The organism is Mesorhizobium salmacidum (SeqCode) (assembly GCF_037179605.1).
Lineage (GTDB): Bacteria > Pseudomonadota > Alphaproteobacteria > Rhizobiales > Rhizobiaceae > Mesorhizobium > Mesorhizobium salmacidum.
Window position 1 is genome coordinate 129,159 of record NZ_JAPYKS010000005.1, and the last position, 18,646, is coordinate 147,804.

Annotated in this window: 21 protein-coding genes; 5 read left to right on the forward strand and 16 right to left on the reverse strand. The window is 61.9% G+C overall.

The window, feature by feature from the left end; genetic code table 11:
* Positions 1–3: 3 nt before the first annotated feature.
* The 4 genes from biuH to O7A60_RS08860 are packed head-to-tail and all read right to left on the reverse strand — an operon-like array spanning position 4 to position 3,934.
* Positions 4–705: a biuret amidohydrolase gene (gene biuH / locus O7A60_RS08845; RefSeq protein ID WP_337105913.1), complete on the reverse strand. Its 702-nt coding sequence runs from the start codon at positions 703–705 to the stop codon at positions 4–6.
* A 14-nt stretch (positions 706–719) separates the two neighbouring features.
* Positions 720–1,646, reverse strand: coding sequence for an ABC transporter permease (locus O7A60_RS08850; RefSeq protein ID WP_337105914.1), 927 nt, complete (start codon positions 1,644–1,646; stop codon positions 720–722).
* Positions 1,646–2,761 (reverse strand): ABC transporter permease, encoded by a 1,116-nt coding sequence (locus O7A60_RS08855; protein ID WP_337106055.1) that lies wholly within the window; start codon positions 2,759–2,761, stop codon positions 1,646–1,648. The genes O7A60_RS08850 and O7A60_RS08855 overlap by 1 nt, the downstream gene beginning before the upstream one ends.
* 45 nt (positions 2,762–2,806) lie before the next feature.
* Positions 2,807–3,934, reverse strand: coding sequence for a BMP family ABC transporter substrate-binding protein (locus O7A60_RS08860; protein ID WP_337105916.1), 1,128 nt, complete (start codon positions 3,932–3,934; stop codon positions 2,807–2,809).
* A gap of 309 nt (positions 3,935–4,243) precedes the next feature.
* On the opposite strand from O7A60_RS08860, the gene O7A60_RS08865 reads away from it, so the two are divergent.
* Positions 4,244–4,918: a GntR family transcriptional regulator gene (locus O7A60_RS08865; RefSeq protein ID WP_337105917.1), complete on the forward strand. Its 675-nt coding sequence runs from the start codon at positions 4,244–4,246 to the stop codon at positions 4,916–4,918.
* An 80-nt stretch (positions 4,919–4,998) separates the two neighbouring features.
* Here the strand turns inward: O7A60_RS08865 and O7A60_RS08870 are convergent, their stop codons facing one another.
* Complete coding sequence (locus O7A60_RS08870; protein WP_337105918.1) at positions 4,999–5,601, reverse strand: general stress protein; 603 nt, start codon at positions 5,599–5,601, stop codon at positions 4,999–5,001.
* Between the two features lie 21 nt (positions 5,602–5,622).
* A complete protein-coding gene (locus tag O7A60_RS08875; protein WP_337105919.1) occupies positions 5,623–6,366 on the reverse strand; it encodes a DUF4142 domain-containing protein in 744 nt (247 codons plus the stop codon).
* A 365-nt stretch (positions 6,367–6,731) separates the two neighbouring features.
* Here O7A60_RS08875 and O7A60_RS08880 point away from each other — a divergent pair, with 365 nt between their 5' ends.
* Positions 6,732–6,908, forward strand: coding sequence for a DUF982 domain-containing protein (locus O7A60_RS08880; RefSeq protein ID WP_337106056.1), 177 nt, complete (start codon positions 6,732–6,734; stop codon positions 6,906–6,908).
* 65 nt (positions 6,909–6,973) lie between these two features.
* Positions 6,974–7,291, forward strand: coding sequence for a hypothetical protein (locus tag O7A60_RS08885; RefSeq protein WP_415926810.1), 318 nt, complete (start codon positions 6,974–6,976; stop codon positions 7,289–7,291).
* A 29-nt stretch (positions 7,292–7,320) separates the two neighbouring features.
* Here O7A60_RS08885 and O7A60_RS08890 read toward each other — a convergent pair whose 3' ends face one another.
* From O7A60_RS08890 to O7A60_RS08920, 7 genes are all read right to left on the reverse strand, one after another.
* Positions 7,321–7,653 carry a hypothetical protein gene (locus tag O7A60_RS08890; protein ID WP_337105920.1) on the reverse strand — a complete coding sequence of 111 codons (333 nt, stop codon included), beginning with the start codon at positions 7,651–7,653 and terminating at the stop codon, positions 7,321–7,323.
* Between the two features lie 2 nt (positions 7,654–7,655).
* On the reverse strand, positions 7,656–8,015 hold the full coding sequence (locus O7A60_RS08895; RefSeq protein ID WP_337105921.1) for a hypothetical protein: 360 nt from the start codon (positions 8,013–8,015) through the stop codon (positions 7,656–7,658).
* The gene (locus tag O7A60_RS08900) at positions 8,015–9,235 is read right to left on the reverse strand and encodes an NRAMP family divalent metal transporter (RefSeq protein ID WP_140712588.1); all 1,221 of its coding nucleotides are present in this window, start codon (positions 9,233–9,235) and stop codon (positions 8,015–8,017) included. Before O7A60_RS08900 ends, O7A60_RS08895 begins: the two co-directional genes overlap by 1 nt.
* Positions 9,232–9,693: a hypothetical protein gene (locus O7A60_RS08905; protein ID WP_051442699.1), complete on the reverse strand. Its 462-nt coding sequence runs from the start codon at positions 9,691–9,693 to the stop codon at positions 9,232–9,234. The genes O7A60_RS08900 and O7A60_RS08905 overlap by 4 nt, the downstream gene beginning before the upstream one ends.
* Before the next feature lie 390 nt (positions 9,694–10,083).
* Positions 10,084–10,311, reverse strand: coding sequence for a hypothetical protein (locus tag O7A60_RS08910; RefSeq protein WP_337105923.1), 228 nt, complete (start codon positions 10,309–10,311; stop codon positions 10,084–10,086).
* 290 nt (positions 10,312–10,601) lie between these two features.
* A complete protein-coding gene (locus O7A60_RS08915) occupies positions 10,602–10,895 on the reverse strand; it encodes a hypothetical protein (RefSeq protein WP_337105924.1) in 294 nt (97 codons plus the stop codon).
* A 204-nt stretch (positions 10,896–11,099) separates the two neighbouring features.
* Entirely contained in the window at positions 11,100–11,318 is a 219-nt protein-coding gene (locus tag O7A60_RS08920; RefSeq protein ID WP_027144351.1) for a hypothetical protein, read from the reverse strand.
* A 201-nt stretch (positions 11,319–11,519) separates the two neighbouring features.
* Between O7A60_RS08920 and O7A60_RS08925 the strand changes: the two genes are divergently transcribed.
* Positions 11,520–13,820 (forward strand): FdhF/YdeP family oxidoreductase, encoded by a 2,301-nt coding sequence (locus O7A60_RS08925; protein ID WP_337105925.1) that lies wholly within the window; start codon positions 11,520–11,522, stop codon positions 13,818–13,820.
* 302 nt (positions 13,821–14,122) lie between these two features.
* On the opposite strand, the gene O7A60_RS08930 is transcribed toward O7A60_RS08925, so the two are convergent.
* Positions 14,123–14,389 (reverse strand): hypothetical protein, encoded by a 267-nt coding sequence (locus tag O7A60_RS08930; RefSeq protein WP_337105926.1) that lies wholly within the window; start codon positions 14,387–14,389, stop codon positions 14,123–14,125.
* Positions 14,390–14,643: 254 nt separating this feature from the next.
* On the opposite strand from O7A60_RS08930, the gene O7A60_RS08935 reads away from it, so the two are divergent.
* Positions 14,644–15,138, forward strand: a complete 495-nt coding sequence (locus O7A60_RS08935) for a hypothetical protein (RefSeq protein ID WP_337105927.1) — start codon at positions 14,644–14,646, stop codon at positions 15,136–15,138.
* A gap of 21 nt (positions 15,139–15,159) precedes the next feature.
* Here the strand turns inward: O7A60_RS08935 and O7A60_RS08940 are convergent, their stop codons facing one another.
* Both O7A60_RS08940 and O7A60_RS08945 read right to left on the reverse strand, forming a co-directional pair.
* The gene (locus O7A60_RS08940; protein WP_140503998.1) at positions 15,160–15,537 is read right to left on the reverse strand and encodes a response regulator; all 378 of its coding nucleotides are present in this window, start codon (positions 15,535–15,537) and stop codon (positions 15,160–15,162) included.
* Entirely contained in the window at positions 15,534–18,644 is a 3,111-nt protein-coding gene (locus O7A60_RS08945; RefSeq protein ID WP_337105928.1) for a CheR family methyltransferase, read from the reverse strand. Before O7A60_RS08945 ends, O7A60_RS08940 begins: the two co-directional genes overlap by 4 nt.
* Positions 18,645–18,646 lie beyond the last annotated feature (2 nt).

The following is an 18,646-nucleotide window of genomic DNA, read 5'->3' on the forward strand; positions in this document are numbered from 1 at the left end:
TCCTCACGGCAGCTGCGCGATGAGCGCCTTCGAATTCGACACCGTGCCGAAGACGCCGCCCTGCATCGTGATCATCTTGATCGCCGCCAGATGGTTGCCGTGGTCGGTGGCCCCGCAGCAATCCTCCAGCATCATGCATTCATAGCCGCGGTCGTTGGCCTCGCGCATGGTGGTGTGGACGCAGACATCCGTGGTGATGCCGGTGAGCACGATGTTCTCGATGCCGCGCTGGTTGAGGATCAGCTCAAGATCGGTGGCGCAGAACGAGCCCTTGCCCGGCTTGTCGATGATCGGCTCGCCCTCGATCGGGTAGAGGTCGGGGATGATGTCCCAGCCCGGCTCGCCGCGCACCAGGATGCGCCCGCACGGACCTGGGTCGCCGATGCCGGCATTGATGCGGCGCGAGCGCCAGCGCTTGTTGGCCGGCAGGTCGGCGAGATCGGGCCGATGCCCCTCGCGCGTGTGGATGATGGTGTAGCCCTTGGCCCGCATCACCGAGAGCACGGCCTTGATTGGTTCGATCGGAGCCCGCACCAGCGACAGGTCGTAGCCCATGTGGTCGACATAGCCGCCCGGCCCGCAGAAATCGGTCTGCATGTCGATGATGATCAGCGCCGTGTTGTCGGGCCGCAGATCGCCGTTGTAGGGCCACGGATAAGGCTCTGCGTCGATCGTGTGCTGGGAGATTTCGGCTCTGGCGTTCACGGGCAAAACTCCAGTCATTTGGTGATCGACAATTCGCCTGGCGCGCCGGCGAGCGAGCGTGTCGGCGACGAGGTGGCGATCATGATGATGAGGGTGAGGATGTAGGGGGCGGCATAGAACAGATAGTAGCCCTGCGTCACGCCGACTGATTGCAGCGCCGGGCCGAGCGCGCCTGCCCCGCCGAACAGAAGGGCGGCGGCAAAACAGCCGAGCGGGTTCCAGCGCGCGAAGATGACCAGCGCCACCGCCATCAAGCCCTGGCCCGACGAGATGCGTTCTGTCCAACTGCCGGGATAGTAGAGCGACAGATAGGCCCCACCGATGCCGGCCAGTGCACCGCCGACCCCGGTTGCCAGCAGCCGCACCGTATTGGGGTTGAGGCCCATGGCGCGGGCAGCATCCGAACTGTCGCCGACGACGCGCACGATGAGGCCGGCGCGGGTGTTGCGGAACGCCCACCACAGGACGACCGACAGCACGGCCCCGATGAGGAACAGCACGTTGACGTCGAGCGCTGCCTGCACCTGCGGGACGTCGGACCAGCCGCCGAAGGGAATGGCAGGCAGGTTGGGCGCCTTCGGCTTGATGAACGGTTTGCCGACGAAGAAGGCGAGACCCGAGCCGAACAGCATCAGTGCAATGCCGATGGCGATGTCGTTGACCTTCGGGAATTTGCAGACCCAGCCATGGAACAGGCCGAAGCAGAGGCCGGCGCCGGCGGCGGCGACGAGGCCGAGCCAGGGCGAGCCGGTCATCACCGCGATCGCATAGGCCGTCATGGCGCCGAAGACGAGCGTGCCTTCGAGCCCGAGATTGATGCGGCCGGAACGCTCGGTGATCGCCTCGCCCAGCGAGACGAAAATGAAGGGCGTCGACACGCGGATGGCGCCGCCGAGGATGGCGAGCGGCACGCCCCAGAGGCCGATCTCGGTCGCGTCCATCAGGCAGTCCCCCTGGGGAGATCGGGCCTCGTCCAGAGATCGGGATTGAAGGCCTTGAAGCGGCCGTAGAAGGTTTCGCTGAACAGGATGACGATGAAGATCATGCCTTGCAGCACCAGCACGGTGGCATCGGGCAGGTCCATGCGGCGCTGGATCAGCCCGCCCGAGGCATCGATGCCGCCAAGCAGGATGGCGACCGGGACGATGGCCAGCGGATTGTGGCGGGCGAGGAAAGCGACGAGGATGCCGGTGTAGCCATAGCCGGCGGCGAGCGAAGCGTTGGCGCTGCCCTGCACGGCGGCGACCTCCAGCATGCCGGCGAGCCCGGCAAAGCCGCCGGCGAGTGCCGTGAAACCGACGATGAGCGGCCCAACGGCCAGCCCCTGCACTTGCGCTGCCCGCACATTGCCGCCGGCGATGCGCGCGGCAAAGCCCCAGCGCGTCTTTTCGATGAGCACCCAGGAGAGGAGGCAGGCGACGACGCCCACAATCAGTCCCCAATGCACATCCATGCCCGGAATGTTGCCGATGCGGTAGATGTCCGCCAGCGGCTGGGTCGACGGCTTGTTGAGCGAGGCCGGATCGCGAAGCGGCCCCTCCACCAACTGGTTCATCAGCGCGATGGCGATATAGGCCATCAGCAGGCTGGAGATGGTTTCGTTGACCGCCCGATAGTGGCGCAGCGCGCCGACGGCACCGATCCAGATGCCGCCGGCGGCCATGCCCGCCACGCCCATGGCAAGAATGACGATGAAGGAAGGCGCGCCGCTGAGCGCCACGCCGATGGCAGCGGCGGCGACGCCGCCGAGCACGATAGCGCCCTCGCCGCCGATGACAACGAGGCCGAGCCGAGCCGGCAATGCCACGCAAAGCGCCGCCAGCAACAGCGGTGCGGCCCGCGAAAGCGAGTTCTGGATGGAGAACCACGAGCCGAAGCCGCCCCGCCACATGGTCTCGTAGAGCAGGACCGGCGACTTGCCGACCAGGGCGATGAACAGGCTGAACAGCGCCATGCCGACGATCAGCGCCGCGAGCGGAATGACAATCGTCTCTGCCCGCCGCGCCATCCATTCCAGCACCGCCGGATAGCCCCTGGCGCCGAATAGTGCCGGCATGCCGGCCCCTGTCACCGTATCCGTCATCGCTCCGTTCCCCTCGGATCAGGCGGTCGAGCCGACGACGCCCTCGACCAGATAGTCCATGCTTTCGAGCTCGATGGCGGCCTCCGGGAACGCCTGGCCCGCGGTGGCGACCACAGCCCCTTTGTTGCTCTTCAGCGGTCCCTTGATGACGGCGAAGCCGCCCTTCATCATTTCGGCCAGCGTGGCGTCAAACTGCTTGCGCGCGGGCTCGCCGACGGCGGGGCCGAGCGGGCTCATCTTGACGAAACCGTCAGCCAACCCGCCGCGCGTGAAGTTGGGCAGCGGCGTGCCGGCGACGAGGTCGGCGACGAACATCTTATAGACTTTGGCCCAGTTCCACTCGGCCCCGGTCAGGTATTTCTCGGGCGCCAGCGGGCTCTGGTTGGCGTGATAACCGCAGACAAAGGCGCCGCGCCCGGCGGCCGTCTCGACCATCACTTTGGGGCTGTCGACATGACAGGTGATGACGTCGGCGCCCTGGTCGACCAGCGCGTTGGTGGCTTCCGCTTCCTTGACCGCCAGCGACCATTCGCCGGTGAAGATGACCTGGCAAGTGATGGACGGATCGACCGAGCGTGCGCCGAGCAGGAAGGAGTTGATGTTGAGCAACACCTGCGGGATCGGCTTAGCCGCGACGAAGCCGAGCTTCTTGGTCTTCGAGGTGTGGCCTGCGACCACGCCGTTGAGATACTGGCCCATGCCGATATAACCGAAATACGAGCCGGCATTCATCGGGTGCTTGGCCTTCTCCCACATGCCGCCGCAATGGCGGAACTGCACGTCGGGGAACTTCTTGCACATGGCCAGCATGTGGGGGTCGAAGTAGCCGAACGAGGTCGGGAAGATCAGCGAGGCGCCGTCGAGGTTGATCATCGATTCCATCGTCTTCTGAACATCGACCGTCTCCGGCACGTTCTCCTCCTGGACGACGGTGATACCCTCGATGCCCTTCAGCGCTGCGGCACCCTCGGCATGCGCCTGGTTGTAGCCGTAGTCGTCCTTCGGCCCGACATAGATGAAGCCGACGGTGGTGGCGGCGGCGAATGCCTTGCTGATGGGAAAGGCCGCGGAAGCAAGCCCTAAAGCTGCTCCAGCGGCGGAGGTCTTGAGCAACTGGCGACGGCTAAGCATGAATCTGTCGGTCATCTCTTATGCTCCCCTGCAGGACCCTTTCCGGGTCGGTTAACGCCTTCTCAAGAAAGTGCATGCAATCGCTGTGCCAATTCGATCGTCAAAATTTCATAAATAAAATCAATGAGCCTCATGAGGCAGCATGCACAAGCGAAAGGCAATTGCATGCACTTTTTGCCTTGAAAACAGACAATTTGACACGCAGATTAAAACATAGGCATAGAGGGTGCGGCCGAGTCGGGTCGTGCCGTTCGGCCGCAGGATTTCAGGAACCTGGAACACCGAAGCACGGGAGGCGAAGCAGTTTTGTCGGGAAAGCGCAGCTTGATCCGGACGGGCACGACGGTCGATCAGATGGTGAGGGCGATCGGCGACCGCATCGTCACCGGCGTGCTGCGTCCCGGCGAAAAACTCGACGAGGTCTCGCTTGCCGCCCGCTTCGAGGTTTCACGCACGCCGGTGCGCGAGGCGCTTGCCCAACTCAGCGCCATGGGCCTCGTCGAGCGGCGGCCCAACCGGGGCGCCATCGTCGCCGTCGTCACGCAGGAGCACCTCGCCTCGATGTTCGAGAGCATGGCCGAGTTGGAAGGCATATGCGCGCGCTTCTGCGCCGAGCGCATGACCGGCAGCGAGCGCCGCGCGCTCGAGACCGAGCATCAGGCCTCGGCGCGGCTGGTACGGCTGGGTGCCGAGGAAGACTATGAGTATTTCAACACCGAGTTCCACAGCCGGCTCTATCGCGGTGCCCACAGCACGCACATCTACGAGTTGACCGCGATGACGCGCAGCCGGCTGGCCCCCTTTCGCCGCGCCCAGTTCAGGCTGGCCGGACGCCTGGCGAAATCCTGGCAGGAGCACGACGCCATCGTCACCGCGATCCTGCGTGGCGATGGCCCAGCTGCGGGCAAGGCCGCCATGGAACACGTGTCCATCGTCAGTGAAGCGAGCGCCGTGTTTGTCGTTGACGACCAGGCGCGAGCCGCGCCGCTACACCCTTAGAGGCATATCGAGAAGAAATGGTTCCACCCGGCCGCACTGCGCGCTCATGGCCTCGTCGCAGCCAGGGCCGGGATCCGCTTTCAGGGTCGATTGATTGCGCGGCCGCCGTCGCGATCGACGTCCTTGGGTGCGTATTCGCCTGCATTGACGTCGAAGCCGGTCCAGCCGTCCGCCTCGTACATCCTGCGGCGTTCAGCCAGGTCGACCGATCGGGACTGACCCAAAATCTCCTCGGCATTCGGCACGAGTTCGTCGTCCACCTTGGCCGTCACCAGGGTGCCGCCGCGGCGTACACCTTCCGCATAGACGTGTGCGTCGCGCTCGGGCACACCCGACTCTGTCAGACCGCCGATAATGCCGCCGGCCGCTCCACCAGCCACGGCGCCAGCAACCGCCCCCGCGGCGGTGGCGGCGAGCCATCCGGCCGCGACCACCGGGCCGACACCCGGGATGGCCATGACGCCCAGCCCCGTGAGCAGGCCCCCGGCACCCCCGATCACAGCTCCGATTCCCGCGCCGCTGCCAGCGTCTTCGGCGGCCTCGGAACGGTTTGCCTCATACCAGTCATCCGAGTTGTTGGCGACGATGCTGATATTGGAATGTGGGACGCCCGTCGCCTCAAGCTCGCCGACCGCATCGGCCGCGTCGTCATAATTGTCGAACAGTCCGGTTACCGTCTTCATGTGATTTCTCCTGATCCATGCTCATTTGCTCGAGGCAACGACGTTGCCCTGGTAGTCGACCCCTACCTTGAGGTTTTCGCCTCCTTTGGCCGCCTGGCCGCGCCAGATGCCCTGGTCGTCCTTGGTAAGCTTCGATACGTTCGAATATCCCGCATTCTCGATCCGGCTCTTGGCCTGGGCTTCGGTGAAGCTGTTTGCGCCGGGGACGAGAGCGGCGGCGTTGGGAATATTGTCGGTCTTCACCGCCGGCGTTGTCGCTCCCGTGATGGCGTCTTGCCTGGCGGCGATCTTCTCGATCGTCTGCTGGTGCATCTTCAACGTACCGACCGTTTGCTGGGCAAAGGTCTTGAGTGCGGCGTTGTCACCGCCGCTGGCATAATTTTCAAACAGCTTGACGGCGTCGTCATGCGCGTTGCGCTGCAGGTCGACGTAAGCCGGATCGATCGGCCCCTGCGCATTCTTGAGCTTGTCCAGATCGCCCTGGTGCTGGGCATCGAGCGCCGGCGGTACTTTCAGTTTCTGTTCGCCCGCGATCGCTTCCAGCTTGGCGTTGGCGGCGCCGTGATCCCGGATCATCATCTGGGCAAAATCCTTGATGCGTTGGTCCTGAACCTTGTCCAGGGCAATCTGGCTCGAGTCGACCTCGAACTTGCCGCCGACGGCAGCCTTGTCGACGAAATCCTGGGCGCTGTCGGCAGCAAAGGCGGGCATTGCGAGAACAGCGCAAGCAACTGCGACGGAGGCGAGAAGATGTCGTGTTTTCATCGGCTTTGTCCTTGTCGGTGAGCGAATTTTCGTTGCGACCTAACAAGCCGGGATGCGCTTTGTTCCCCCATCGAAACGGCATGCCAGCGGACCATTCAGCGGCAAAATCCGTGAAGGAGCCGTCGGGCGTGGCTGCAAAAAAACGCCGTGAAAAACGAGTGATTCCAGGCATCGCTATTCCAACGCCAGGTACGCTGGAACAAATCGGCGGTCGCGGAGTTAGCGTGCGGTCTGCGCGGCTCGTCCTTGGGCAGGCTTTGTAAAGCAACGGGCAGGTCTTGGAGGGGCAAGTGCGTGCGGGCCATTTCAGAAAGCCGATCATCATTCAACCTGGCCGCATTGACCGAGACAGGGTCGTGGTCTCTGTGTCCGATGCCGCTGAAGTGCTGCTGCGGGACTGGCCAAAGCCGAAATCCGAAATGCGTCTTGCCGCGCTCAGGGCGTGCCTTGCCGTGATGCGTGGCGAAAAGCCTCCAAAGGTCGCAAGACAGGCGTTCATCGTTGCGGCCAAGGACGCCAGGATTCTGCTCGAGCAAATATAGCCGTCTCAAAACCACCGCTGCCGATTTGGCAGAGTTTGGTTCGAAAGAGAGAGGTCATGGCCAAGATGTCAAATCCTACCCCTGCCTCTGCCAGAGGCGAGATTGAGGCGGGAGCGACGCAGGACAAAACGCCAGGCTTCGATCCCGCCATTGTCCCGCTGGAGACCGACGCCGAGGCGGCCGACACACAAAATCCGGTCGCTGGAGCAGAGCCGCCACGTTCCCGGCCAAAATTCGAGAACGACGCCAGCTTCGCCAATGCGATGCGGCCGATCGAAAGCGAACCGGAACTGCGGCCTCGCGGCAACTGGCCGCTGTTTGTCATTGCAGCTGTCGTTTTGATAGCCGCCGCGGTCTTTCTGGGCGCGAGCATGCTGCGCTGAAAATGTTCACGACGATGCGCGGCGGCGACCTATTCGCGACGATCGGGTGCGCTCTTCATGCCGGAGAGTTCGGTCATCGGGCACAGCAGCCGCGGGCGCGCCGGGTCGGAGATGTCGAGCTTGTCCCAAGGGATGCGGTACAGACCATCGCGGCGGCGCAGCCGAACCAGATCGAGCACCGCCACGCCTATGGCTGACGCCGAAAGACGCTCGAAAGCAGCGTGGATCCCGACGTGGAATTCGGTAACGACGAAATCGTCGCCATCCCGTTCGGCGCGGATTTCCTCGATGTAGCCGATGCTCTTGCCTCGCTGCGAGAGCACGCGTCGCCCAGCCAGACGTTCGAGATTGACGATGGTCATCATCAAGCTCCCGGAATGCGTCCGATGACATGATCGCGCAACCAGTCCTGCCAGGCGAAGATCGACGTCTGACGCACATCCACATCGAACTCGATGTCGGTGCCGATATCCCTCACCTTGTGCCAGGCGATCCGATGCGGCTCGCCATGGCGCTTGCCACCCAGCTTTGCCGCGAGTCGCGCCATCCATCGCCCGGGTCCTGCGCCGAGGCGGCGCGCCAAAGTGATGGAGCCGAGTTCGATCGCAATGATCCTTGGCGGCTTGCCCTGCCGCAACTCCGCCACCAGCCCATCGATCTTGCCGATCTTGACCTGTTCGCGGTCAACCACCTGCTTGTCCAGGAGATCACGCAGCAATTTCATCATGTGCCTCCGAATATTTGCAGCGGGATCGTCACCACGGCCAGCACAAAGCCGAGCGCGATGATGAAGATGACCGCGGCGTTGGAGAGAATGCCGTTGCGATGCTCGCCGACGTAGCGTTTGTCGTTCAGCAGAAACAGGAATGGAACCACGGTCAGCGGCAGGCTGGCCGCCGTCAGCGCCATGGAAAAGATGGTGAGCCTCAGCGGATCGAGACCAAGCATGATGGGGATGGCGGCAAGAAACAACGATACCGTGTACACCGCGCTGAACCCTGGGTTGTCGCGCGGCTTGCGGTCCTCGCCCCACGTCCAGCCGAAGCCTTGAGCCACGAGGTAAGCCTGCTGCAGCCCGACTTCGAGCGTAGCGCCGAAGCAGGCAATGGCGAGAGAGGCTACGAACAGGACGAAACCCCAGAAGCCGAATACCGGGATCAGCATCAACGGCAATTGGTGATAATCGTCCACCTGGTCGATGCCGTGCGTCGCCAGCACGAGGGCGGCCACGATCAGCACGCCGACCGAAATGGTGCCGCCGAAAGACATCCCCAGTCCCGCTATGGCCCGATTGGCACCGAGATAGCTCTTGTCCCACTGGTCCTCAATGGCCCCGGAGGAATAGAACATGAACAGGTACGGCGATATCGAGGCGCCGAGAATGCTGACCGCCATGAACCAGTAACTGGCGGTATCGTGGGCTGGCAGCGACGGCACTGCGCCAGCGGCGACCGCTGTCCAGTCGGGTTTCAGCATCACGGCCGCGACGACGAAACACAAGGTCACCAGGCCGAGCATCGACACGCCTTTCTCGATAAGGCCGAACGTGCCTTTCCAGAGCAGCAGCCACGCCAAAAAAGCCACCGGCAGCGCCCACCACTGGAAGCCTATGCCGGTGGCAAGTTCGAGTGCGATGGCAACGCCGCCGATCTCGGCGGAGAGCACCATGAGACTGAGCAAGAAGGTGGCAAGCAACGGCCACACAAAGACGTTGAAGCCAAATCTCTCGCGAATGCCATCGCAGATCGTGTGATGGCTCACCGCCGCGAACCTGCCGGCCATTTCCACCAGAAAGATGATGCAGATGGTGCCGAGCACCACGGCCCAGATCAGTTGGAAACCGAAAGTCGCGCCTGCCTGCGCCGCCGTCGCCATCGATCCGACTTCGAGGAAGCCGCCAACGCTGGTAACGACGCCGAGCGATATTTCCACGAGCTTCTTCATGGCTTCGGCGCGAAATATTTTGCATAGGCGGCGGCAAGCGAGCGCGAGGCCAGTTGAAGATCCTGTTTTGCTTTTTGGACCCCCGCTCGATTGCCTGCCTGCAATCCCGCCCCGGCGTGAGCCACCGCGACCGACAGATCCTTGACCGCTGTCGCCAATGCAGCCTGCTCGGCGGGTTCGGCCGTTTCGGCCGATCGGATTTGCGCCTCGGCATCGGCCAGTGTCTTGCCGACCGATTGCAGCGTGCCGGCGGTGTATGCGAACGGCGCCGCACCGCTTGTCCAGGCATCGAGCACCATCGATACGGTCTGTGCGGCGGAGGCCGCAGTTTGTGATTGCTGCTCGATCCGATCGGAAGACGAGCATCCCGCCGAAACGCCCAGAAGCAACAGGGCGCACAGATAATCCAGCCTGAGATGACGGCCACTGAAGGTCAACGCCGGCGTTTGGTGCGCCACAGGAATAGTCTCCCCGCAACCGAAGCGAATTCGTGATCGGCATGAATTGATCTAGAGTGCCCCGTGTGCCCGTCAATCAATGATCGCACGGGTGCCATCGCAAGACATGGACCGTGACAGGGAACCGCCGGCCACGATTGAAACCAACTCAAGCGGAACAAACGATCGCTTGCGGTATTTGGAATACGAGGCGAACCGACCTCAACCCGTCCTGATCACCGCATCGACGTGGATGGACTGCTGGCACGGAGGATTCCGCAATGCCTCGTCTCATAGCCTGGATAGTGATCGTGGCGGTCGTGATCATCGCGGCCTGGTTGTGGTTCAGCGGCCACAAAGCGAGCAACGGGAGCCAACCCGCGCCCCACGCGATAGACCAGAACGGCTAGTTCAATCCTGCTCGGCCGCGCCTGGAGGGTTCTCGATCCTGTATTCGTGGACCAGGCCGAGAACCTGATTTCTCACTATCTCGCGCGCCTCGGGCTGAATGAAAGGCATCAGCCGCTCGACGGTTTCGACGACCGCCCGCGGCAGATCCGCAACGGCATCGGTAAGCGCGCTGCCATGTTCATACATGTTGTCCGTCAGCTTCTTGTCCAGATCGGAAAGTATGCCCATCACCACACTCCATGTCCGTGTCACCCTCTGATAATGGGCAGTCCGGCAGAGATGTTCCGCACAGGGCGCCAGCGCCCAGACGGCTGGGACATCGTTTCCGCTGAGCGCTTCACCGCAAGGTCGTCTGGCCCGGGTCGCGTCGTCTGGCTTTCGGTGGAATGAGCCTGCCGCCATTGGCACGTAACCCCCTGACGAATTCTTCCAGATAAGGGAGCAAGTCGAAAAGCAGGATCACGGCCATCACGCAGACGATATAAGTCACCGGCAGCGGCTGCGATTTCCAGGCAAAATCAAAGCGCGCGGGTTTCCCGTCCTGCCCCGAACAATGCGAGAAACTGTCCCCAATGAAGGGACACGACGCTGACCAGCCCCATCAGCGGGATCATCTCCAGAAAGCTGTGCAGATGCTGTTCGATCGGCGTTACCGTGCGCGCCGATGTGGCGTAGCGAACGTCCCACATCGCGGTGGCCTCATGAATGAAGAAGGTGACGATCATGATGGCTATGACCAGGGCGTTCACGTCGAGGAACATGGCGGCAAGCAGCGGTATGTCGACCTCGATGAACATCAGGAGATGGATCAACGATTGCTTGGCGCCGGTCGTCGATTCGATATGCGAAGCGCGATGGCAGAGCCAGTCTGCAAAACCAGCTACCAACCAGACCGGGAGAAGAAATACATCAGGATCAGAACGGTGGGATCTGACAGCACAACGTCCTCTCGTCCGAGTTCATATGAAGGATAGCGACACTGGTGAGCCAAGCTGGGGTTGTCTGGTAGTGGTCGATCACTGCTGCCCCGGCATTTCGGTATTTTCCTTGGGATTTTTCTGGACGCCCGCGGCCGGTGAAGTATCCGCGGGAGCGTTGCCGCCCTGGTTCTGCTCAGGCGCCCGTTTCAAGGGCGAAGTGCGCCAGCCCATGTCGACGTAGTGAAAGCCGATCAGGAAACCGATGATAATGACCGCGGCTATCGCCAGCGAGATTACCGCGTTGCGTCGCTCCATCGTGCTGCTCCCTTCCCTTGCCGAACAGCCAATGACCAAAATAGTTCCACACGCAGGCGCGAACCGATGCCGAGACACCGGTGATCGTCCGTACCAACCTGGCAAGCGCGGCCGAATTGCACCAGCGACGTTCGCTTCACGGACTCGGGAACAATCAAGCAAGGGCGAGGTTTGGTATTGGCATTCGCAAGGACGACCGTCATGGAACCCGCCGTTACCGATCATGTCGAAATCAAGAAATATGACCACCCGACGGGTGGATGGGGATCCCTGTCCTCCTTGATCCGCAAGGCATATGGCGAAGGCCTGCTGATGTCGGGGATATGGAGCACGCTGCTCAAGCAGAACAAGGCAGACGGCTACATGTGCGTTTCCTGCTCATGGGCCAAGCCAGCGGTGCCGCGGCCCTTCGAGTTTTGCGAAAATGGCGCCAAGGCCACCATGTGGGATCAGACGAAGCTGCGTTGCGTTCCGGACTTCTTCGCACGGCATTCGGTCACCGAACTGCTCGATTGGCCGGATCGCGACCTGGAAAAGCAAGGCAGGCTCACGGATCCGCTGCGCTACAACGCTGTCACCGATCGCTATGAGCCGATTTCCTGGGATGAAGCCTTTGCCGAGATCGGCATGGAACTTCGGCGGCTCGATCCGAAGTCGGTCGTCTTCTACACATCCGGCCGCGCCTCGCTGGAAGCTTCATTCATGTATCAGCTCTTCGCCCGCATCTACGGTTCGTCGAACCTGCCCGATTCTTCCAACATGTGTCACGAATCGACCTCGGTCGGGCTTCCCGAGTCGATCGGCTCGCCGGTTGGGACCGTGCAGCTCGAAGACTTTTCCAAATGCGACATGATGTTCTTCTTCGGCCACAACACCGGCGTGACGGCGCCGCGGCTGTTGCACCCGCTGCAGGAGGCTCGTCAACGCGACGTGCCGGTGTTCACCTTCAATCCCTTGCCGGAGCGAGGGCTCAAGCGCTTTAAGAATCCGCAGGATCCCATCGAGATGTTGTCGCCAGGCCCCGGCACCAAGATGTCCAGCGACTTCTTCCAGGTCCGCAGCGGCGGCGACATTGCCGCGATGACCGGGATTGCCAAGGCGGTGCTGGCACTCGATGACGCGGCTCGGGAGAATGGAAATTCGCGTGTCCTCGATGTCGAGTTCCTCGCCGAACACACGCATGGTTTTGCTGAGTTCGAAGCCTATTTACGCGCTGCCGAGTGGAAAGACATCGTCACACGGTCGGGCATCGCGCGAGCGGATCTGGAGCATGTGGCTGAAGTCTACGGCCGCTCCAATGCGGTGATCGGTAATTACGGAATGGGTCTGACGCAGCACAGGCACGGCACCGAGAACGTTCAGATGTTGTGCAATCTGCTGCTGATGCGTGGCAACGTCGGAAAACCCGGCGCCGGCATTTCGCCGCTGCGTGGCCACTCCAACGTCCAGGGCCAGCGCACCGTCGGCATATCCGAAAAGCCTGAACTCGTTCCGCTCGACAAATTCGCGGAATTCTATGCTTTCGAGCCCCCGCGCGAAAAAGGCCTCGATACGGTCGAGACCTGCGAAGGCGTCATTGCCGGCTCGGTGAAGGGCTTTATCGGCCTGGGGGGTAATTTCGTGCGCGCCGTGCCTGAAACCGGCCTGGTCGAGAAAGCCTGGCGGGGACTTGGCCTGCATGTCGAGATCGCGACCAAGCTCAACCGCAGTCATCTCATCCCCGGGGCGGTAACTTATCTGTTGCCTTGCCTGTCGCGGCTGGAGAGAGACCGGCAGGAAAGCGGCGATCAGACGGTTTCCGTGGAGGATTCCACCGCCTGCATCCATGGCTCCTTCGGATCGCGCCCGCCCGCTTCGCCAAATCTGCTTTCAGAGCCGAAGATCGTCGCCGAGCTGGCCAAGGCTACCGTACCGGGCACGAGCTCGATCCCCTGGGACGAGTGGGTTGCCGACTATTCCCGCATTCGCGATGAGATCGAACGCTGCATCCCTCAGCATTTTCGCCAGTTCAACAAACGATTCCTCACGCCGGGAGGCTTTCATCGCGACATCAAGGCGTCGAAACGAATTTGGGAGACGCCGAACAAGAAGGCCAATTTCAAGCTTCCGACGACGCTCGAGACGAATCCCGACATCGATATATCGGGGTACAAGGTCCTGACGCTGATAACGGTGCGTTCCAATGATCAGTTCAACACAACTGTCTACGGTTATGATGACAGGCTGCGCGGCATCCATGGCACACGCATGGTCTTGCTGATGAACGAGGCCGACATCCAGCGGTTCGGATTGACCGCGGGGCAGCAGATCGATCTCGAAACCCATGCGGATGACGGTGTCGAGCGGCGCGTCCGGGGCTTGCGCGTGACATCCTATTCGGTGCCTGAAGGCAACTGCGCCGGCTATTATCCAGAACTCAATCCTCTGGTGCCCCTCTGGCATCGCGCCAAGAAAGCCCACGTTCCCGCCGTTAAGTCCGTTCCAGTCAGAATTATTGGCTGAAACCAGACAGACGTCGCTTCGCATTTCCCGGCGGCGTCACAAACCCGGACAAGCAGCGGGCCCACCTGGACCGGATGGCTCTTAACCGCCAGGCGGCTTGGGCGATGCCGGCTGTGTTGGCTGCGTGCCTTGCTGGTCCCCGCCAGTACTGGTCTGTGGTGTCGGATTGGTATCCGTCGCCGGATTCTTGTCGACAGGCTGGCTGTTCGTCGTATCCGTCTTGGATTTGACGGGGTCGGCATTGTTGTTGCACGCCGCCAAGGCGAGCAACGCCGATGCCGCACACAGTGACCACAAGGCTCTCATACTGACTTTTCCCCAATGAGTTCGGGTAAAGCAGCCGACAAGTGACCTATTCGATCGAACCGCACGGAAAGTCCCTGCTTGACGGCACTTCGGGCCAGCAAATGATCGAGTTCGGTATCTTCGATCGGGCTGCGAACCACCTGACGGATGGCCTGGCACGCCAGCTCGGTCGAGACAAAATCATACCTCCTGCTTCTGGCGAGAACATATTGTTCGACCAGCATCTTCAGGCGCCTGAGCGCGATTTCATCGGCATAGTGCATTTCGGTTCTCCTGCGCGCCGAACTGCCGAACGAGTGGGTTGTTCCGCCCGAATTCAAAACACGATCGCTCGGCTGACGGAAAAGCCCGCGCCTCCCGGCAAGGGAGCGCGCGGGCTGATCAGGCTGAGGGGAACCCGATCGCGCAGCGTCAAACAAGGGGAGCGACGACGCCGCACGACACCGAACCTGCATCGACGTCAGTTGTTCCACTTCGCTTTATTCGAGTTGTTCGCGCCTGAACGGAAGATCCGCTTTTGGCCAAGGTCCAGAACGGCGCGATCGACGCGTCCTTCGTGATCACGCATGGGGCCAACCTCGAAGCCGTATCCGATCTCTGCAAGACGTTTGCAGCCGCATGGCTGGGACATCCACACGGGCACAAGAACCGCTCCGTCCTTACTCGTGCCGCCCTCGGCAGCGTGGTGTCGTTGCGGTCTCGGAACTTTCGATCGCGCCGACGATTGACCTGCCTACATGAGATGTTTTCCCTTGCAAGGAAAGGAGCCACAATGACCAAGGAAGGTTCAACCTCGAAACCCGCCGTCCGATCGCCGAATGCCGGTGGCCTGCCGCACCCAAGGCGGGATGCCAACGCAACGGATGCCGGCGCAAAGCCGGTGACGCCAAAGACCGCCGGCGCATCCCGGCCGTCGAGCGTTCCGCTGGATAATCCGGTTGCCAATCGAAATGCCGGCCGGCCACGCCAGGCGAGTACCACGCCCCGGCCTACCGACAAGCCGCTGGATTGATCGCGACCGGCTGGCCTGAAATCACGACCGTTTCTTGGCTGCGCGAAGCGACGCAAGGTCAGCCACGGCAGTGAGGATGGCCGCCTCGCTTGCGGGCTTTGCCACGAATTTGCAGTTTCGAAACGGGACAGGAACATCACGCTCCCCAAATCCCGTTACGAACGCGAACGGAGTGCCGCGAGCCAGCAAGACTTCCGCGACTGGCAGGCTCGTTTCGCCGTTGAGCTGAATATCCAGCAACGCCAGGTCGACCTTGTCCGCCTCGACAAGTTGAAGCGCGGCGGCAACGGACGAAACAGGGCCGACCACGGGATAACCCGCTGCAAGCAAGTCAGACGCGACGTCCTCTGCGATCAGCCACTCGTCCTCGACCACCAGAACGTGCGGTCTGTCGCTCATGGCGCGTCCTTATGGTTTGCCGAAAAAGCGATCTGAACCTCGAGACCGTCCTTGCGGAAGGAGGTCTCGACATCGCCGCCGAGCCTGTAGCCGATTTCCCCCTTCAACAGGTTCAGCCCAAAGCCATTGTTCAACGGCTCCCTGACGGGAGGGCCGTCCTTTTCGCGCCAGCCAAGCGTGAAATTGTCGCCATCCATCGCCCATTTGACGCCGATCCTGCCTCGGGGTTTGGACAGGGCGCCATACTTGGCCGCATTGGTGGCCAGTTCATGAATGGCCATGCTGAGGGAAAGCCCTTGCTGCGGGCCGAGTTTAACGTCGTCGCCATCGAGTTCGATCCGTTCGATGCCGAACGGTTCGAGTTCCTGGTGGAGCAATTCCTTGACCGAAGCCTCTTTCCACCTCTCGCGGGTCAGCAGTCCGTAGGCCCGGGACATGGCGTGCAGCCGACCGATCAACGCGTCCGCGAACTCTTCCTTCGTATCGGAACTGTCCCGCATGCGGTTGGCGATGCTGGCGATCACCGCGAGCATATTCTTGACGCGATGGTTCAGCTCCGAGATGAGCACCTGCTGATGCTCTTCCGCCCGCGCCAGGGTGGTAACGTCGACCAGTGTCACCACGACGCCCTGTATCCTGTTGCCCTTGTCCCGATAGGGGTTGATGCGGACCATGTGAAACAGGCCCCTGGAATCGCGCGCAAGATGGTGGTTCAGGGTCTCGCCTGTCTCGAACACCTTGTCGATGTGCTGCTTCAACTCGGGGTAATCGAGTTGGCTCGACAGATCCGTCAACGGCCGGCCGACATCGGAGGGGCGCAGGCTGAAGAAGGACGAGGCCGCCGGCGTGAAGGTCCGCACCACAAGACTACGGTCGAGAAAAATGGTCGCGATATCGGTGCTTTCGAACAGGTTCCGCAGATCACTGTTGGCGTGATCGAGCTCTTCTATCTTGCTGGTCAACTCCGCGTTGATGGTGTTGAGCTCTTCGTTGAGCGACTGCATCTCCTCCTTGGACGCTTCGAGTTCCTCATTGGTGGATTGCGCCTCTTCATTGACGGAGACGAGTTCCTCGTTCGAGGATTTCACCTCTTCGAGGGCCGTCTCGTATTCCTCTATGGTGGATTGAAGACGTTCTCTTGTGTCGCGCAGCTCCCGCTCGAGATCGGCGGTGCTGTCGCTGTCACGACTGCCGCCGTCCTCATCGGGTCGGGCCTGCGTCGGTCCCGACGGCTCGAAGAGCACAAGGTAAAGCGGCTCTCCATTGCCCCTCTCGGCGAGCGGCTCGATCGTCAGCCTGATCGGTTGGACGCGTTCGTCATCTTCCTCGACGGCGAGGTTGTCCCGCACGACAGTGCGGCGTGTCGTCGTCGCCTCCCTCAATGCGGCGCGCAGCTCCAGCCGAAGCCCGCGGCGCGCCATCGTCAGCAACTGCCGGCTGGGGATCCCTTGCGGCGCTTCGAGGTATCTGCCGGTCCTCGCCGAATAGTAGACGACGTCGCCTTCGGCGTTGACGAGGACATGCGGCGGCGCGAACCGCTCCAGCACCTGCGCCTCGACAGCCTGGCGCAGCGGATAGCCGACCGTTCCCTTCTTCAAGCCAGCGGTTTCGGCGGGAAAAACGCCGGAAGGAACATCGCCGATCAGGGCCGGCAGCCTGATGTGCGGCGAGACATGCTCCCGGGCCTGGAAGAGGCGATGTTTCTTGTCGACTGTGGCAAACAGATTTTCGTGCTGCCCGACGCTTTCAGACGTGCCGAGGAAAAGATAACCACCGGGCTTCAGCGAATAGTGGAAGACAGGAAGAACGCGGCTTTGAATGGCTGGGCCGAAATAGATCAACAGGTTGCGGCACGAAACCAGATCCATGCGCGAGAAGGGCGGATCGCGGATGACGCTATGTGGCGAGAAGATGCACAGTTCCCGGATCTCGTTGCTGAGGACGTAGCTTTCGCCATCGCCGTTGAAAAACCGCTGTTTGCGTTCCGGGGAAAGTCCTTGCATCAACGCTTCGGGATAGCGTGCCGCGCGCGCCACCGCCAGCGCCGGCTCGTCTATGTCGGTGGCGAAAATCTGGACGCGAGGCACGGCCGAAAGCGTTTCCATGTGTTCACGCAGCAGGATGCCGATGGAGAACACCTCTTCGCCTGTGGCGCAGCCGGGAACCCAGACCCTGACTGTATCGCTCGCCGTCTTGCCGTCGAAGAGCCGCGGGATGATCTTTTGTTCCAGCAATTCGAAGGCGTCGGGATCGCGGAAGAAGTTGGTGACATTGATCAGCAGATCGCGAAACAGGTTCATCACCTCGCGAGGGTCCTTCTTCAGCCAGTCGATATAGGCGCCGATGGACTGAATCTGGGCGATCTGCATGCGCCGCTTGATCCGGCGCAGGAAGGTCTTGGTTTTATAACCTGAAAAGTCATGACCGGAGTGGCTGCGCAAGATCCCGTATATCTGTTCGCGGACCTGATCTATGTCGGCCGTATGAACGTCCTCTTCGTTCGTCAGCCCGTCCAGCGCGTCGAAGCCGCGGGCGTAAGCCTCCAGCTTCGCCCCAATCTCCTCGGCGGGCACGGCGACGTCGATGAGCCCGCTGGCAATGGCGCTCTGCGGCATGTCGGGATTGCGCGGACCGTAGCCGTCAGCCGCTTGCGCCACGGTGAGCCCGCCCCGCTCCTTGATGGCCTTGACTCCCAAGGTTCCATCGGAATCACCGCCCGACAGAATGACGCCGACCGCGTATTCGCCCTGGTCGTCGGCCAGTGCGCTGAAGAAGATATCGACGGGTTTGCGCTCTTGGGTAAGCCCATTTGGCCGCCTAAGGCGCAGCATGCTATTCTCGATGACGAGAGTGACGTTTTCCGGCATCACATAGACGTGGTCCGGTTCAACAGCCACGCCGTCCTCCACCACCACGACAGGCATCTCGGTGTAGCGGTCGATAACCTCATGCAGCAGGCTGTTGCGCTTGGGACTGAGATGCGTGATGATCACGAACGCCATGCCGGGCTTACTGGTGATGCCCTTGAACAGCCCTTCCATCGCGGGAATGCCACCCGCGGACGCGCCGATGCCGACGATGGGGAACTTGATTGATCGGGCTGTCACGG

What these genes read in the sequence shown, in the direction of transcription:
- O7A60_RS08885 (WP_415926810.1), top strand. Translation starts at nt 6,974, where the DNA reads ATGTCAAATCCTACCCCTGCCTCTGCCAGAGGCGAGATTGAGGCGGGA.
- O7A60_RS08860 (WP_337105916.1), bottom strand. Translation starts at nt 3,934, where the DNA reads ATGACCGACAGATTCATGCTTAGCCGTCGCCAGTTGCTCAAGACCTCC.
- O7A60_RS08875 (WP_337105919.1), bottom strand. Translation starts at nt 6,366, where the DNA reads ATGAAAACACGACATCTTCTCGCCTCCGTCGCAGTTGCTTGCGCTGTT.
- O7A60_RS08910 (WP_337105923.1), bottom strand. Translation starts at nt 10,311, where the DNA reads ATGGGCATACTTTCCGATCTGGACAAGAAGCTGACGGACAACATGTAT.
- O7A60_RS08890 (WP_337105920.1), bottom strand. Translation starts at nt 7,653, where the DNA reads ATGACCATCGTCAATCTCGAACGTCTGGCTGGGCGACGCGTGCTCTCG.
- O7A60_RS08895 (WP_337105921.1), bottom strand. Translation starts at nt 8,015, where the DNA reads ATGAAATTGCTGCGTGATCTCCTGGACAAGCAGGTGGTTGACCGCGAA.
- O7A60_RS08870 (WP_337105918.1), bottom strand. Translation starts at nt 5,601, where the DNA reads ATGAAGACGGTAACCGGACTGTTCGACAATTATGACGACGCGGCCGAT.
- O7A60_RS08925 (WP_337105925.1), top strand. Translation starts at nt 11,520, where the DNA reads ATGGAACCCGCCGTTACCGATCATGTCGAAATCAAGAAATATGACCAC.
- O7A60_RS08850 (WP_337105914.1), bottom strand. Translation starts at nt 1,646, where the DNA reads ATGGACGCGACCGAGATCGGCCTCTGGGGCGTGCCGCTCGCCATCCTC.
- O7A60_RS08920 (WP_027144351.1), bottom strand. Translation starts at nt 11,318, where the DNA reads ATGGAGCGACGCAACGCGGTAATCTCGCTGGCGATAGCCGCGGTCATT.
- O7A60_RS08855 (WP_337106055.1), bottom strand. Translation starts at nt 2,761, where the DNA reads ATGCCGGCACTATTCGGCGCCAGGGGCTATCCGGCGGTGCTGGAATGG.
- O7A60_RS08940 (WP_140503998.1), bottom strand. Translation starts at nt 15,537, where the DNA reads ATGAGCGACAGACCGCACGTTCTGGTGGTCGAGGACGAGTGGCTGATC.
- O7A60_RS08900 (WP_140712588.1), bottom strand. Translation starts at nt 9,235, where the DNA reads ATGAAGAAGCTCGTGGAAATATCGCTCGGCGTCGTTACCAGCGTTGGC.
- O7A60_RS08930 (WP_337105926.1), bottom strand. Translation starts at nt 14,389, where the DNA reads ATGCACTATGCCGATGAAATCGCGCTCAGGCGCCTGAAGATGCTGGTC.